A 15,359-nucleotide genomic window follows, 5' to 3' on the forward strand; every position below is an offset into this window, starting at 1 on the left:
AAATTTTGCAAATTTAAAATATAAAAACTTGCTTTTATCTACCGAAATTTTAAAAGAATTAAAGTGGCTAAAATAAAATTTGATAAAAATATAAAATTCGGCGGGCAAGAATGCCCACCCTACGGTGCTGGCACAGGTGAAAATAAGATTGGTGGTTATTGGACAAAAGACGGAAAAATAGTTACATTTTGGGATTAACATGTTTAAAATAGAGCAAGAATATAAAAAAATAATAGAAACAGAATTCCCACCTGTTCCACAAAACGATGAATTATATGATTTATTTTCTGAACTAGTAGAGCTAGATGGATTTGTTATGGGAACCGTTTTGTCGTTTATAAAACAAGGTAGTTTAAATATGAATATTATTAATTGTGGAGATGAATTTAATAGGCTTTTATCTGATATACATATTAAATCAAAAGAATTAGATTTGCTTGTTGATTATAAACAAAAGTTAGATAAACTAATACATTTGTGCGAACAAAAAAGTAAAATACTATATGATAATGACCTTCGCAATAATGAATAAAGGATTAAAAATGATTAAATTTAATAAATATATAAAATTCGGTGGGCAAGGATACCCACCATACGGTGCTGACCGTTATTGTAAAGGGTGAAAAATGAAAACGCCACTAATTACAATGCGTTTTATTGAAAATTTAAAATTTTTACAAGAAAAAGTGCCAAAAGAAAATATTATATTCTGTGGAGACGATGAATATAATGAATTTTTGTGTGTTAGCTGTGGCGGTCAAATTTATGGCGTAGCATATTTTAACTATGGCACAAATTCCCAAATAAGCTTAAATGTGCGAAAGAATTTACTTTACATAGGTGCTAGTCAAAATTTTATCTGCATAGATATAGACGGCGGCGAAATTTTATTTAATGAAGAGTTGATTTTTCCGTTTTTCGAAATGCTCTACGATGAAAACAGCGAATATCTATGTGTAGTCTGCGAGTGTAACATTATATGTTATTTTGGAAGCAAAGAAGTATGGAGAGTGGATTTTGGCGAAATTATAAATAGTTATGAAATTATAGATAATAAATTATTTGTTAAATGCGTAGATAAAAAAGAATATATAATCAGTTTATTTAATGGAAATATATATGAGTAAATTGAAATCAAATAGTATCGTAGGGTGGGCATCCTTGCCAACCATAAGGTTACCGAAATTTTCGCTAGGCAACTTGCCACACTACAACTAAAATTTCGGCGCAGTATCCAAGATTGCCTCAGCGTGGAATTTTAAAAGCGGTTGCGACAAGCAAAAGCATTCTCGCAACCGAAATTTTAAAATTTTAATACGAATAAACTAATCCATATTTTTCAGTGATTTTTTTCAACTCGCCATTTGCCTTCATCTCGGCGATTACTTTATTTACGAAACTTTGCAAATCGCCCTTGTTTTGAGACATCAAAGCCCCGATTTCATCGCGTGTAAATGGGCTTTCTAGTAGCGGAGCGGCTAGTTTAGGGTTGTTTGCCACATAATACGGCGCCTCAGTGGTCTCTGTGATCATCACATCGGCTACGCCTTTTGCGATTTGCGCTGGGATTTCGGCGTTTTTCTTATGGACGATGATTTTAGCGTTTTTGAAATTTGCCCGCGCAAATTTCTCGTTCGTTCCGCCCGGATTTATCATCACGCGAACGCCCTTTTTATCGATACTCTCTAAGCTTGTAAATTTCGCTGCGTCGCCTTTTCGGCACAAAATCGTCTTACCGCTAGCAAGGTAGCCATCGCTCATTAGCATAGTTTTTTTGCGTGTTTCGTTAATCGTAATGCCAGTAGTCGCGATATCGAAGCGCTCTGCCATAGTATCATCGCTCAGACTTGGCCAGCTAGTAGCGACGAACTCAGGCTCCACGCCAAGCTTCTCGGCGATTGCCTTTGCGATATCGACATCAAATCCCCATAGCGTGCCGTTTTGCTCGCGCACACTTAGCGGTTTATAATCCCCAGTAGCGCCCACTAGGATAGTTCCGCGAGATTTGATTTGATCTAGCGTAGGTTGGTTTAACGCGGGTTGATTACTCGCACAACCAGCGAGCAAAAACAAAAACGAAAGCCCTAAAAAAAGTGTTTTGAAATACTTTTTCATGCAATTCCTTTCTAAAAAAATTTGAAATTTTAATTTAATTTTTGAAATTTACCCTCGCCGACCTCGTAAATTTTGGTATCAAACCTAAGGCCGTTATCGTAAAATTCCTCGCTAAATGCCCGCTCATAGCGGTTTAATGCAAAATTTGAATAAAAATAGTCAAACCCGCTAAGCGCGCTGTATGCAATCCACTCGTAGCGCAAATCCACGCCAAGGCTAAGCGCGCGATGAAGCAGCGAGTTTGAAACCGGCGAAATGGAGTTTGCAAGGTAAAATTTCCCGCCAATCGCGCTTGGAAGCGCACCGATAATCTCGCCGTCAAAGCCAACTTGCGTGGCAAGCAGGTTTTGTGTGTTTAGCTTTTTGTGCGAAATTTCGCCGATTACGGAGAGTATTTTAGAACTAGGCAAATTTAGGATAAAATTCGCATTTTGTGGCAGTTCGCCCTCAAAATCAAAAACCGCATTTCGGTTGCTTTTAATCGTGTAAAACTCCTCGATATTGCGACTATCAAACGCCATATCGTTCAGCACCTGCGACAGCGCGCTCTCATCGCCGATAGCGTATAAATTTTCAGCGAAACGCCCCAGCAGATACTGCATTTGCTCGCTGTAATCAATACCGCCAAAATATATATTATTCGACACGAACCCGCTTAAATTTTGATTTAGCGTCGGCACAAAAACCATACTACTATACTGCGAGTTTTCATCTACTATATCCACGCCAGATCTATTTAATGGAGCGATTATGAGGGCGACATTATCGCGCTCCATAGCTTCAAGTGCCGCTATAATGCCCTCTTCGCTCTCATTTCCTATGTAATAAAAGCGCAAATTCGCCTGCAAATTTCTCTCGCTCACAAATGCCAAAAGCGCATTTGCAATGCTATCTGCGCGCGAGCCAAGGATATTTTGCGCCATTAAAACACCCACTTTAAAGCCCGAATTTTGCGAGTTTTCAATCGTCGCGCTCATCGCATTTGCCACGAGATTATACACCTCGCCTTTCTCGCTGTCTGGGTCCCAGAGCGTGTATCCCTCATCTAGGCTTTTTTGGATAAAATCCTCACCCTCAAACAAAATCTGGGTGCTAGAATTTTCATCATCGCTTATCGTAAAATTTAGATCTTTTAGCGAAATATTTTCGTCATCGTGCGCCAAGCAAAAAACAGCGATTAAAAGCGCAAAAATCGCTCTCACAAAAATTCCTTTATCTTGCGCAAATCATCGTGGAAAAGTGGAATTTGGCTTGGGTTTTGGCTTAGGAAATTTAGATCAAATGTCGGTATAAAGGTAATCCCGCCCTCGCGAAATGGCGTGCCGTGAATCAGCCTGATATCTGGGAGGTTGTTGTTTTTAAGCAAAATTTTAGCGCACAGCTCGCCAAGGCATAGCACGACTTTGGGACGGATTATTTTAATCTCGTCGATAGCGTAGGGAGCGCATTTGAGTATGATTTCGGAGGTGAGTTTTTTATTTAAATTTAGGGCGCATTTTATCAGATACGACGCGTAAATTTCGCCGATTTCCAAACCACAAAGCTCCTTCAAACTAACCCTAAATTTCTCGCCCAAATTCCCACTAAATGGCTCACCGCTCTCATCTTCTGCGTGCGTTGGGCACTGAGAGATTACCATTATTTTGGCGTTTTTATCGCCATAAGGCACCATGGCGTGGGTGCGTGTTTTGGATAGTTCGCACAGCGCGCAGTTTTGCACGCTGTGCGAAAGGCTATCAATATCGCTAAAAAATCTCTCGCCACTAGCAAGGATTCCAGCGTCGATATACCTGTAACCAAACGCCTTGTAGCAAAGCAATCTATGAAGTTTTGAGCCCTGCATTAATTTATTTTCCTTGCGACAAATCCGCGATCAAACCCAGCTAAATCTTTGTAAAATTCAAAGGCAAATCCATGCTCGCTTAGCGTTTCTTGCATGCTTTGCTTTTGGTCATACCCCATTTCGCAAAGCAGATATTTCGTGCGATTTTCACTTAAAAAGATTAGTTTTTTTAGCTTCTCATCGCCCTTCTCGCCGCCGATTAGCGCCAAATTTGGCTCTTTTAGCACCCGCTCATCGAGCTTATACGAGGAAGCGATATATGGCGGATTTGATACGACGATATCGAAATCCCCCTGCACACCGCTTAGGTATTCACAATGCACAAATTCAATATCCACGCCCAAATTTTGGGCGTTTTTGCGCGCTACTTCAAGCGCACTTTCGCTGATATCGGTGGCGGTAATTTGCGCGTCTGGGAAAAATTTTTTAAGGCAAATCGAGATTATCCCGCTTCCAGTGCCGACCTCGCAAATGCGCGGAGTTTTAAAAAGATGAGCCACGCTAAATGCTTTATCGACCAAAATTTCAGTCTCAAAGCGAGGTATTAGCACCCGCTCATCGACGAAAAACTCAAAATCGAAAAATTTGCACTTGTTTGTGATGTATTCAAGTGGCACGCCAGAAGCGTAAATTTCGACACTTTGGCGAAATTTTTCCTCATTTCGCATAGCGTGGTTAAAAAGCATTACAAACTCTTCGTTGCTTAAATTTTCGCTAAATTTCAAAAGCTCCCTTGAAACATACCTAGAATTTGTCCTGCCGTGCGCCCATTTTAACGCCTCGAAAATTTTCATTCTAGCTCCTTGATACGCTCATACAGGCTCGGGTGCGAGTGGTAAATCGCGCTGTAAAGCGGGTGAGAAATCGGAAAAGTTTTGTTTTCGCTACCAAGTTTTTTAAGTGCGCTAATCATATCATTTTTACTCGCATTATCTGCGCCGAACCTGTCCGCGCCAAACTCGTGCATACGGCTAAATTTCGACATCACTGGCTCTAAAAAACTCTGCAAAATCGGCAAAAAAAGCATGATAAAAATCAGCGTCGCACCGCCGTCACGCACCAAATTTAGCGCGTCAAAAACCACATTTGTAGCCAGATTTCCAAACACGCCAAAAATCACAATCAGCATAAACGCCCCAAGCGCGATATTTTTGAGTATGTCGCCGTGTTTGAAATGCCCTAGTTCATGTCCCAAAACTGCCAAAATTTCGCTCTGGCTTAGCTTTTTTATCAGAGTGTCAAAAAGCACGACCTTTTTGCTCGCCCCAAGTCCGCCAAAATACGCATTTAAGCGATTATCGCGCTTGCCTGCGTCGATGACGAAAACCCCACTACTTTTAAAGCCACATTTGCCTAGCAAAATCTCGATTTGCGATTTTAATTCACCCTCAGCTAATGGCGACATTTTGTTAAACAGCGGCGCGATTAGTGTAGGATAAATCAAATTTATCAGCAAAATCAGCCCAAACGAAAAGCCAAACCCATACACCCACCAAAACTGCCCCAAATTTTGCACGCAAAAAACTAGCGCAAAAACCACCAAAAAGCCAAAAATTAGCGTTAGCGCAAGGGCTTTTAGCTTATCAGTGATGAAAATTTTAGGCGTGATTGTGGAAAATCCTAGTTTTTTGTCTTTGACAAAAGTGGCGTAAATTTCAAACGGCAAATCAATCACCCCGCCAAGTATAATGAAAGCTAAAACAAAAACGCTTTGGATAAAGATACTCGCGCCGCCCCCCAAATTTGCGCTGCACCTGCCAAATTTGGCGTAGATAAATTCCTGCAACGCACCCGCACCATAACAAATCCAAAAAATAGCGACCAAAAGCCCAAACGCAAGGCTAAAAATTTCAAATTTCAAATTCGTAATGCTGACAATTCCAGCCTTTTGATAGTCTGCTTCGCTTAAAATCACGGCTGGTTTTTTGGCATTTTCCTTGATGAAATTTAGCTGTAAAAGGGCTAGTGAAATTTTATAAATCGTGTAAATTATATAAATGATTATCAAAAAATAAAGCATAAATTTTCCTATTTTAAATTTTCAGCCAGTGAGAGCACCTCGAAATATTCGTTTTCCATTTGATTTAGTGCGCCCTTTTTCTCTTCGAGCTCTTCAAAAAGCGGTTGAAGCCCTATTTGCTGGTAAATTTCAGGGGTTGAAAGAGCGTGATTTAGCTCTTTGATGCGAGCTTCAAGCTCTTCGATTTTGGCTGGGTATTCTTCTAAAATTTTGTTTTGTTTGTAGCTAAGTTTGGTAGTGGCGGTTTTTTCTTTTTTATTTTCTTTGATTTCGGGCGCAGTATTTCCCACGCTAGAAGCGACCTCGCTTTCATAAATTTCAAGGTCTTTTATCTCGTCTTCATACTCCAAATACTCGCTGTATGGTATATAAATCTGCTCGATTTTGCCCTTTTCAAACGCCCAAAGCTTGTTTGTGATTTTGTCGATGAAATATCTATCGTGGCTTACGATGATAACAGCACCTTCGAAGCTGAGCAAATAATCTTCCAAAATGTTGATTGTAGCGATATCCAAATCGTTTGTCGGCTCATCTAAAATAAGGCAATCATACTGCTCAGTAAAAAGCTTAGCAAGGGCGACGCGGTTTTTTTCGCCACCGCTTAGCACGCTTACTGGTTTATCCAAAAATTCTTTTGGGAATAAGAAATTTTTAAGATAGCCATAAACATGCATATAATGTCCGCGCACCATAATGTGATCTCCGCCGTTTGGGCAAAAAATCTCAATCAAACTCTTATCGCCTGAAATTTCAGATCTAGCCTGATCGAAATAGCCGATTTTAATATCGCCCCTTTTGATCTCGCCCCCGTCAATGCGGGTTTTGCCAATCAGCATTTTTATTAGTGTGGATTTACCTGCGCCGTTTGCGCCGACTATGCCAATTCTTTCCCCTTGCAAAACCCTAGCCGAAAAGCCCTTAAATAGGTCCTTGCCATTTAAAATTTTGCTTACATTTTTGCACTCGAAAAGCATTTTTTTTCGGTTCTCGCCACCTGTGCCGTTGAAATTCCTACTAGCGCGTTCAAGCTCCAATTTCACGCGCCTTATCACACCCGGATTTTTTTTGGCTTCTTCTCTCATGGCTAGCACGCGGGCTTTGCGACCCTCGTCGCGTTTGAGCCTAGCTTTTACGCCACGATGAAGCCACTCTTCTTCGTATTTTAGCTGTTTTAAAAGCGTTTCATGGGATTTTTGCAAGCTAGCTAAAATTTCTTGTTTGCGCCTTAGATAGTTTTCGTATCCGCCATCAAAAAAGCTTAGTTTGCCCTCCTCTATCTCGATACTTCTAGTCGCAAGTTTGTCGATGAAATAGCGATCGTGCGAGATGAAAAGTATGGTTTGCTTCGAATTTAAAAGCATATCCTCCAAAAATCTCACCATATAGACATCAAGGTGGTTCGTCGGCTCATCGAGTAGCAAAATATCTGGCTTTTTTAGCACCAGCGCACCAAGGGCGACGCGGCGAATTTCGCCCCCACTTAGCGTGCAAGCCGAGCGGTTTTCGTAAATTTTAAGCCCAAAATGCTCCAAAATTCGCTCGATTTTATTGTCGATATTCCAGCCGTCTTTGGCGTCGATAAATTTATTTAGCTCATTTTGGCGGGTTAGAAGCGCTTCGTTTTGGGGATCGTTTGAGATTTGTTCTAAAATTTGGTTGTATTCATCAATGGCATCGTAGATTTCTTTGAGTTCGCGTTTTAGGGCGTCTTTGACAGAGAGATTATCGTCAAATTTCGGGCTTTGTTCTAGCATTTGGATATTTATGCCGTTTTGCGTGATGACGCGACCGCCGTCGATTTCATACTCGCCAGCGATGATTTTCATCAGCGTAGATTTTCCGCCGCCGTTTTTGCCGATGATTGCGACTCTCTCGCCAGAGCTTAGGCTGAAATTCACGCCGTCAAGGACAGTGTTTGAACCGAATTTTTTAACTACATCAATCAAATCAACTAATGCCAAAATTTGCCTTTATAGATAAAATTTGTCGATTGTAGTAAAAAAAATATTAAATTTGAATAATTTCTAAATTTAATCTATGAATTTTTCGCTAAAATGCGCTTCTTATTTTAAAAAAAGAGAATTAATGAAGGAAATTTCACTAACAAAACTAAGCCTAGCAATCTATGCGGATATGTTTTTGCGCCTAGTTACCGCGCTGATTAACACCTATATGATAAGCCTTGTCGATGTCAGGCTCGTAGGCGCACTGGGCGCTGGCAATCAGGTATTTTTGCTTTTTATCACGGTTTTTGGGTTTTTGGCTGTGGGTTGCTCGGTCGTGGTCGCCCAAGCTCTGGGGGCTAGGAATAAAATTTTGGCCCTGCGTGCAATACATACTAGCATTACCTTTAACGCCCTAATCGGCGGACTTAGCGGGGTTTTTGTATTTTCGTGCGCCACGCTTTTGCTCCGTGCCTTACAAGTGCCAAGCGAACTACTTGCCGATAGCACGATTTATCTAAAAATCATTAGCATTGTCTTTGCAATCGACGCTGTGGCGATAGTTTTTAGCGCGATAATCCGCGTGTATGGCTATGCAAACTACATAATCATCATCTCAGTAACGATGAATATCATCACGCTAGTGGGAAATTTTATCGCGCTTTTCCAGCCCTTTGGACTGCCATTTTACGGGCTTTTTGGCGTGGGAATTAGCACGATTATCGGGAGGATTGTGGGCGTGATACTTTTCGCGCTAATTGCCGTCAAAATCATAAAACTGAAATTTTACTTTTTAATGTTTTTGAAAATAAAATTTGAAATTTTACGCAAAATTTTATCCGTAGGACTGCCGAGTGCGGGGGAAAATCTGCTTTGGATCACGCAATATCTTGTCGCCTTTGCCTTTGTAGCGAGTATGGGCGAGGCAAGTCTTACGGTGCAGACGATTTATTTTCAGATTTCAAGCTTTATTTTCTTTGGCGGAAGTGCCATTAGCATGGCAAACGAGGTCATCGTAGGCCGCCTAGTGGGCGCAAAAGAGCCAGAGCGCGCGTATTCGCACACCTTTCACGCGCTAAAAATCGGTCTAATCGTCACGGCGTTTTTCATCGCGGTTGTCTTTTTCGCGCGCGAGCTAATCATGAGCGTGCTAAATCTGGGCGGGGCGCACAAAGAAATCATGCGGCCGCTGTTTTATCTAACGATAATCTTAGAGCTTGGGCGCACTTTCAATATCGTCTTTGTCAATGCTCTACGCGCCAGCGGCGATGCGAGATTTCCGTTTTTAATGGGGTTAATCTTTATGTGGGGCGTGTCGCTTCCGGTGGGGTATTTTTTAGGCATTTCGCTTGGAATCGGGATTTTGGGCGTTTGGATTGGGTTTTTGTGCGATGAGTGGCTCAGAGGCGGGGCGAATACTTGGCGGTGGATTAGCAAAAAATGGCAGAGCAAACGATTAGTCTAAATTTGGGCAAAATTTGCGTTTTGGCTAGTTTCAAGCGCGTAAAATACGCTAGGATTCGCATTAGCCCTGATTGCGCCGTGCGTGCTAGTGTGCCGTGGTTTTGGAGCGCGAAAAGGGCGCAGGAATTTATCGCATCGCATGAAATTTGGATTAAAAAAACCTTAGAAAAATACGAAAATTTGGCGTTGAAAGAAAACGAGAGTGAAATTTTAGGGCAAATTTATGAGCTGAAATTTGGCGAGAAATTCGCGGATTTGTGGAATACTACGCCGAAATTTTGCGAGAGTGGCGCGAGTGATAGTGCGCTAAAATTTGACACAAATTTTGTAAGTGATACTGCGCCTAGCGCCACGCCAAACACGAACTCCACGAACTCCACGAACTCCACGAACTCCACGAACTCCACGAACTCCACGAACTCCACGAACTCCACGAACTCCACGAACTCCACGAACTCCACGCCAGCCACGCCAGCCACGCCAGCCACGCCAGCCACGCCAGCCACGCCAAACGAAATTTTGGCGCAAAATTTGGCGAAATTTAACGGCAAAATCGCCGTTTTAGGAAGCGAAATTTACTGCGCAAACGAGATAGAATTTGCGAAATTTAAGAAATTTTTGGCGCTAAATTTATATAAAGATTTGATTAAACTCTACTTGCCGTTCGTGCAAAAGAGCGTCAATCGCCTAGTCGTGCGCGATATGAAAACTCGCTGGGGCAGCTGCAACAGCGCGAAGGGCTACATAAATTTGTCGTTAAAATTGGTCGAAAAAGATTTGCGCTTTGTCCATTATGTCGTGCTTCACGAGCTAACTCACCTCATCTTTGCGCACCACAGGCGTGAATTTTACGACTTCATAGCTGGGATTATGCCTGATTTCAAAGAACGAATTAATCTAGTGAAAAATAGATAATTTGCGCCCCTATTGTCATTGCGAGGAAAGGCGCAAGCCTTGACGAAGCAATCTACGCGTGCAAAATTAGAGATTTTTAAAATTTATCAAAATTTATAATCTTTATTCTGCCTTGTTTAGCTCACTAGTAGCCTTGTGAAGGCTGCTAGAATTTCCCATTTTTGTCTCCTTTTCTAGCTATAAATATGGGTAATAGCTTTTTTTAATGTTATCAATGTTTATTTTTTTAATTCTAAAAAACCACTCTTTTAATTGTTTATAATCATTTTCGCTGAATATATATACTAAACAATATCTACCAAATCTAAGCATATTATACACATGAGGTTCAACATGAAATTCGCTCGCAATACATAATGCAGGAAATGGAGTAAAATTTGAAAAATTATTATTTAATTTAAAAAATATAGCTTTTTTAATACATTCAGCCAAATATATAAAAAACAAAAGCGCTAAAATAATGGGTTTTACAAACCCACATATTAAAACTAACACAAAAAATAAAAAAAAGAAAATTTTTGATGTAGTTATGCCATTTTCTTCACACCAAGCCCAAAATGGTTTTGATAAAAATTTATCCATTTCTTCAATTTTAACAATTCGTTGCAGTTCATTATATTCATAAAATTCTATTGTTTGAGATTTAAATTTTATAAAGTTATCATCTCGCAAAATATGCTTTGTATAAAGAAAATTATATCCAAAAATACAAACTCCAATAAGTATTATAAATATAACTACATTTGCAGGTTCAACAAATTTTTCAGTAATCATTTCATAAATCATAAGTGGAATAAAAGGCACAATACAAGTTGTAAGTAAAAATGTAGAAGTAAAAAATTGTTCGTAATTTTTTATAATAATCGGCTCTTTGTCATAATCCCTCAAATTCTTATTTTTATTAAAAATATCGTTTTTAAAATTTCTGTTTTCCAAATTTAATCCTTTTTATAAAATCTCGGTCAGTATCTGTGATACTAAAATTTTTAAATTCACAAATTTAAACTTACTTCTGAATTTTGAAATTCAAGCAACTAGTAAATTTAAATTTATCAAAATTTATAATCTTTATTCTACCCTGTTTAGCTCACTAGTAGCTTTGTGAATTCTGCTAGAATTACTCATTTTTGTCTCCTTATTAGAAAATTTTTATACTTTTAATACCTTTTATATCCGTATCTAAATTTATATGAAAAAGTGAAAGAAAATATTCTTTTAACAAATCGTGGTCTTTTTGATTAAAAAAGCAAATTGTTGCACCAGCAGTTACAATTCTCCCGCCATCAATCCAACCTATATCAATTACAAATTTCTGTGAATATTCCCAAAAATTTGTAATATTTTTATTTGATTTTTTATAAACCAACATACGAAATAAAACATCATACATAGTCGCTGAAAATACAACGAATATGCACACAAGCAAGCCTATAATAAAATCACTATCGAAAGTAAATAAAAAGCCAGTTATAGAAAAGATTAAAAATGGATAAATAAATACATTTTTTATTCTATTTATCGCATATAAAAATGATGAAAATTCCTTATTTCCAAGCAAACTATAAATTTTGTATATTTTCAAATCGGCATTATAATAAGTTGCTTTTGTATTAGAAAGCGATACACGGCGTTCTTTTGATAAGAAAATAATCGAATAATCAATCAATAAAAGCACTATAAATATCGTAAGCCAAATAAGAATTTTTTCCATTATATCGTTAAAATCTGCATAATTTTTTATTCCTGAAATAGCCATAAAAATTATCAAAGAAATAAGAAAAAATATAGAATTTAAAATATTATGAAAGGCAATTTCTCTGCTATAATCGCGTAAAATCAATGGCTCTTTATCATAATCTCTCAAATTTCTGTTTTTGTTAAAAAAGTCGTTTTTAGAATTTAAATTTTCCAAAATTTATCCTTTTTATAAAATTTCCGTCATTGCGAGACCACGAAGTGGTCGAAGCAATCCAGCAAACAGCGAAAGCTGTTTTCAAATCAAACATTGTTTAAATTTACTGGATTGCTTCGAAGCTTCGCTTCTCGCAATGACACCTAGCTGCAAATTTAAATTCGGTCAGTATCGTTGATACTGAATTTATTAAATTCTCAAATTTAAACTTACTATTGAATTTTAAAATTCAAGCAACAAGTAAATCTAAACTTCTATTTTTCATCATCTCTCCCTCCACTCACACTTCTTACTCTGCTCTGCGATTAGGCTAAGCTTTTTAAGCGTGAAATTTGATTTTAGTATGTGAGCTTGTAGCTCTGATTTGGCTTCTATGGTAGCAATTAGCGAGTTTATCGCTTCAATTTTATTACTAAAATTTCGCAATTACACGAAATTTTGCGTTTTGGAATTTTAAAATCGTAGATTGCCACGAATTTTTGCTTCGCAAAAATTCCCCTAATGACAGATTTAGCAAAATTTGCACTTTGATTACCGCGCAACGGTAAATCGGCGCAGGGTTCATAGGTTCGCGCCAAGCGCGCCTTGCAAAGGCAAAATCACCCTCACTCGTCTTTTTTGCACTCTTGCGGATTGTTGCAGCCACAGCCCTCGCATTTGTTGCAGGAATTTTTGTTTTTCGCAAAGCTTCTTGCTGCCAAAAACAAAAGCCCACCAAGCACCACTAAAACCGCGATTGTTCCGATATTTTGTGTTAAAGTTTGCATATCAAATTTTCTCTTTATAAGGTTTTGCTAGCATTAAAATTATCAGCGCAGCGCACGCGCACGCCACGAAAAGCCCCACTCCCACGCCTTGCGCACCACTAAAAAATCTGCCAAATTGATAAATCATAAGCGCGACCGCGTAAGAAAACAGCGTCTGATACACAAGCGCAAACGCCGTCCAGCGCGCACTTCTCATCTCTTTTGCGATTGTCGCCATTGCCGCTATGCAAGGCGCGCAAAGCAGGTTAAAAGCCAAAAACGCATATCCGCTAAGCGTGTCAAGCCCAGAAAAATCAAGTATCCCAAAGACCGCCACGACCTCTTCTTTGGCTACTAAGCCCATAAGCGTAGCGATTGCGGACTTCGCGTCGCCAAAGCCCAGTGGCGCAAACACAGGCGCCACAAACGCGCCGATTTTGCCGATAAAGCTATCGTTTAAATCAAGCTCTATATCAAAGACAAAGCCCCCCTCGGCGAAGCCAAACCTCGATCCGCACCAAATCAGCACCGATGAGATGAAAATTATCGTTCCAGCATTTTTGATAAACGAGCTAACGCGCTCTTTGACGCTTCGGTAAATATTTTTGAGGGTTGGCATGTGATATGGCGGTAGCTCCAAGACAAAAGGCGCAGGTTTGCCCGCAAACATCGGCGTTTTTTTAAGCATTAGCCCTGAAATCACAATCGCACAAATCCCTAGAAAATACGCACTAGGTGCCACCCACCACACTCCGCCAAAAAGCGCTGCGGAAATGAGCGCAATCATCGGCATTTTCGCCGAACACGGCATAAATGTAGTCGTCATAATGCCCATTTTGCGGTCTTTTTCGCTCTCGATTGTGCGCGTAGCTAGCACGCCGGGCACGCCACAGCCTGTGCCGATTAGCATAGGGATAAAGGACTTGCCACTAAGCCCAAATTTACGAAATGCGCGGTCTAAGACAAAAGCCACGCGCGTCATATATCCGCACGCCTCTAAAAACGCTAAAAAGATAAAAAGCACCGCCATTTGTGGCACGAAGCCAAGCACCGCTCCAACGCCACTAATAACGCCGTCGATGATGAGGCTTTTTAGCCACTGCGCGCAGTTTATGCGCTCCAAAAACTCGTCCATTACCACAGGCAGACCGCGCAGATACAGCCCATACTCGCTAGGATTTGGTAAAATTTCGGCCTCTAAATTCACACTAGCTAGTGAAATTTGCTCTTTTAAATTTTCGTTTGAAATTTGCGAAATTTCACCACTTAGTGCGTCAAAATTTTCGCTAAATGCGCCAAAATCGCCTTCATTGCAAGCCGTTTTTAAATTTTCTGAGGCTGCGCTAAATTCAGGATTTATCAAATCTAGCGCGCCTACGAATTCGCTCGTGCAAATTTTGCTTTGCAAATGTGTGCCAAGAGCCTGCTCGTATTTTTCGCTACTTCCCACGAAAAATCCGTCGCCAAAAATCCCGTCATTTACGGTATCCGTCATCAGCCCGCCCACGCCCGTAACCGAAGTGTAATACACGATAAACATAATCACCGCAAAAATCGGCAAAGCTAGTATTCTATGTGTCAAAACCTTGTCAATATTTTCGCTAGCATTGGCGACAAAATCTGTGTTTTTGATAAAACAGGCGTCTTTTACACGCGCGATATAGTTGTATCGCTCGTTTGCGATAATCCCCACGCTATCGTCATCTAGCTCGGTTTCACAGGATTTGATTTTTTCCTCGATTAGGCTAAATTTGGCTTTTTCGATTTTTAGCTCTTTTAGCACGCTCTCATCGCGCTCGAAAATTTTAACCGCATACCACCTATCGCCCTTTTCGCCCTTTAAAACAGCGTCTTCGATATGCGCTAGCGCGTGTTCGGCTGGGCCACAAAAATCGTGTTTTGGGTGTGGGGCAGGGTTTTTGCTAGCCTCGATTGCTAGCTCCACGCATAAATTTGTGCCGATATTTTTAAGCGCAGAAATCTCCACACACGGCGCGCCAAGGGTTTTGCTAAGAAGTTTTAAATCGATTTTATCGCCTCTTTTGCGCAAAATATCGGTCATATTCACAGCGATTACCATTGGAATTTCAAGCTCCAAAAGTTGCGTGCTAAGGTATAAATTTCGCTCTAAATTCGTGCCGTCGATGATATTTAAAATCACATCTGGATTTTCGTGCAAAAGGTAGTTGCGCGCTACAATCTCTTCTGGCGTGTATGGCGAGAGCGAGTAAATGCCCGGCAAATCGGTGATTATGATATTTTCTTTGCCGATTAAACAGCCCTCTTTTTTCTCGACCGTTACGCCCGGCCAGTTGCCGACAAAGGCATTTGCGCCAGTTAGGGCATTAAAAAATGTCGTTTTGCCACAATTTGGATTTCCTACAAGTGCGATTTTTATCAT

Annotated in this window: 16 protein-coding genes; 5 read left to right on the top strand and 11 right to left on the bottom strand. The window is 40.1% G+C overall.

Features of this window, described 5'->3' with window-relative positions:
* Positions 1–63: 63 nt before the first annotated feature.
* The 3 genes from OFN91_RS03125 to OFN91_RS03135 all read left to right on the top strand — a co-directional run bounded on the left by OFN91_RS03125 (position 64) and on the right by OFN91_RS03135 (position 1,127).
* Positions 64–198, top strand: coding sequence for a hypothetical protein (locus OFN91_RS03125; protein ID WP_270873241.1), 135 nt, complete (start codon positions 64–66; stop codon positions 196–198).
* A gap of 1 nt (position 199) precedes the next feature.
* Positions 200–532, top strand: a complete 333-nt coding sequence (locus tag OFN91_RS03130; protein WP_270873242.1) for a hypothetical protein — start codon at positions 200–202, stop codon at positions 530–532.
* A gap of 94 nt (positions 533–626) precedes the next feature.
* Positions 627–1,127: a hypothetical protein gene (locus tag OFN91_RS03135; protein ID WP_270873243.1), complete on the top strand. Its 501-nt coding sequence runs from the start codon at positions 627–629 to the stop codon at positions 1,125–1,127.
* A 184-nt stretch (positions 1,128–1,311) separates the two neighbouring features.
* On the opposite strand, the gene OFN91_RS03140 is transcribed toward OFN91_RS03135, so the two are convergent.
* The 6 genes from OFN91_RS03140 to abc-f are packed head-to-tail and all read right to left on the bottom strand — an operon-like array spanning position 1,312 to position 7,939.
* Positions 1,312–2,115, bottom strand: a complete 804-nt coding sequence (locus OFN91_RS03140; protein ID WP_270873244.1) for a transporter substrate-binding domain-containing protein — start codon at positions 2,113–2,115, stop codon at positions 1,312–1,314.
* Between the two features lie 29 nt (positions 2,116–2,144).
* A complete protein-coding gene (locus OFN91_RS03145; RefSeq protein ID WP_270873245.1) occupies positions 2,145–3,317 on the bottom strand; it encodes a hypothetical protein in 1,173 nt (390 codons plus the stop codon).
* Entirely contained in the window at positions 3,314–3,958 is a 645-nt protein-coding gene (locus tag OFN91_RS03150) for a uracil-DNA glycosylase (protein ID WP_270859188.1), read from the bottom strand. Before OFN91_RS03150 ends, OFN91_RS03145 begins: the two co-directional genes overlap by 4 nt.
* On the bottom strand, positions 3,958–4,752 hold the full coding sequence (gene prmC / locus OFN91_RS03155) for a peptide chain release factor N(5)-glutamine methyltransferase (protein WP_270873246.1): 795 nt from the start codon (positions 4,750–4,752) through the stop codon (positions 3,958–3,960). The genes OFN91_RS03150 and prmC overlap by 1 nt, the downstream gene beginning before the upstream one ends.
* Positions 4,749–5,978, bottom strand: coding sequence for a M48 family metallopeptidase (locus OFN91_RS03160; protein WP_270873247.1), 1,230 nt, complete (start codon positions 5,976–5,978; stop codon positions 4,749–4,751). Before OFN91_RS03160 ends, prmC begins: the two co-directional genes overlap by 4 nt.
* A gap of 8 nt (positions 5,979–5,986) precedes the next feature.
* Entirely contained in the window at positions 5,987–7,939 is a 1,953-nt protein-coding gene (gene abc-f, locus OFN91_RS03165) for a ribosomal protection-like ABC-F family protein (protein ID WP_270868403.1), read from the bottom strand.
* Between the two features lie 124 nt (positions 7,940–8,063).
* On the opposite strand from abc-f, the gene OFN91_RS03170 reads away from it, so the two are divergent.
* On the top strand, positions 8,064–9,386 hold the full coding sequence (locus tag OFN91_RS03170; RefSeq protein WP_270873248.1) for an MATE family efflux transporter: 1,323 nt from the start codon (positions 8,064–8,066) through the stop codon (positions 9,384–9,386).
* Entirely contained in the window at positions 9,362–10,300 is a 939-nt protein-coding gene (locus tag OFN91_RS03175; protein ID WP_270873249.1) for a M48 family metallopeptidase, read from the top strand. The genes OFN91_RS03170 and OFN91_RS03175 overlap by 25 nt, the downstream gene beginning before the upstream one ends.
* A 177-nt stretch (positions 10,301–10,477) precedes the next feature.
* Here the strand turns inward: OFN91_RS03175 and OFN91_RS03180 are convergent, their stop codons facing one another.
* The 5 genes from OFN91_RS03180 to feoB all read right to left on the bottom strand — a co-directional run bounded on the left by OFN91_RS03180 (position 10,478) and on the right by feoB (position 15,359).
* A complete protein-coding gene (locus OFN91_RS03180) occupies positions 10,478–11,236 on the bottom strand; it encodes a hypothetical protein (RefSeq protein WP_270873250.1) in 759 nt (252 codons plus the stop codon).
* Positions 11,237–11,438: 202 nt separating this feature from the next.
* Positions 11,439–12,212 carry a hypothetical protein gene (locus OFN91_RS03185; protein ID WP_270873251.1) on the bottom strand — a complete coding sequence of 258 codons (774 nt, stop codon included), beginning with the start codon at positions 12,210–12,212 and terminating at the stop codon, positions 11,439–11,441.
* Between the two features lie 264 nt (positions 12,213–12,476).
* A complete protein-coding gene (locus tag OFN91_RS03190) occupies positions 12,477–12,638 on the bottom strand; it encodes a hypothetical protein (protein ID WP_270873252.1) in 162 nt (53 codons plus the stop codon).
* A gap of 179 nt (positions 12,639–12,817) precedes the next feature.
* Positions 12,818–12,979 (bottom strand): FeoB-associated Cys-rich membrane protein, encoded by a 162-nt coding sequence (locus tag OFN91_RS03195; RefSeq protein ID WP_270859196.1) that lies wholly within the window; start codon positions 12,977–12,979, stop codon positions 12,818–12,820.
* A gap of 1 nt (position 12,980) precedes the next feature.
* Entirely contained in the window at positions 12,981–15,359 is a 2,379-nt protein-coding gene (gene feoB, locus OFN91_RS03200; RefSeq protein ID WP_270873253.1) for a ferrous iron transporter B, read from the bottom strand.

This window comes from Campylobacter sp. JMF_08 NE1, from assembly GCF_027737875.1.
Lineage (GTDB): Bacteria > Campylobacterota > Campylobacteria > Campylobacterales > Campylobacteraceae > Campylobacter_B.

Excerpts from the sequence above, each read along its gene's own strand:
- OFN91_RS03170 (WP_270873248.1), top strand. The coding sequence starts at position 8,064 with ATGAAGGAAATTTCACTAACAAAACTAAGCCTAGCAATCTATGCGGAT.
- OFN91_RS03160 (WP_270873247.1), bottom strand. The coding sequence starts at position 5,978 with ATGCTTTATTTTTTGATAATCATTTATATAATTTACACGATTTATAAA.
- OFN91_RS03135 (WP_270873243.1), top strand. The coding sequence starts at position 627 with ATGAAAACGCCACTAATTACAATGCGTTTTATTGAAAATTTAAAATTT.
- OFN91_RS03150 (WP_270859188.1), bottom strand. The coding sequence starts at position 3,958 with ATGCAGGGCTCAAAACTTCATAGATTGCTTTGCTACAAGGCGTTTGGT.
- OFN91_RS03140 (WP_270873244.1), bottom strand. The coding sequence starts at position 2,115 with ATGAAAAAGTATTTCAAAACACTTTTTTTAGGGCTTTCGTTTTTGTTT.
- feoB (WP_270873253.1), bottom strand. The coding sequence starts at position 15,359 with ATGATAAAAATCGCACTTGTAGGAAATCCAAATTGTGGCAAAACGACA.
- prmC (WP_270873246.1), bottom strand. The coding sequence starts at position 4,752 with ATGAAAATTTTCGAGGCGTTAAAATGGGCGCACGGCAGGACAAATTCT.
- OFN91_RS03195 (WP_270859196.1), bottom strand. The coding sequence starts at position 12,979 with ATGCAAACTTTAACACAAAATATCGGAACAATCGCGGTTTTAGTGGTG.
- OFN91_RS03130 (WP_270873242.1), top strand. The coding sequence starts at position 200 with ATGTTTAAAATAGAGCAAGAATATAAAAAAATAATAGAAACAGAATTC.
- OFN91_RS03175 (WP_270873249.1), top strand. The coding sequence starts at position 9,362 with ATGGCAGAGCAAACGATTAGTCTAAATTTGGGCAAAATTTGCGTTTTG.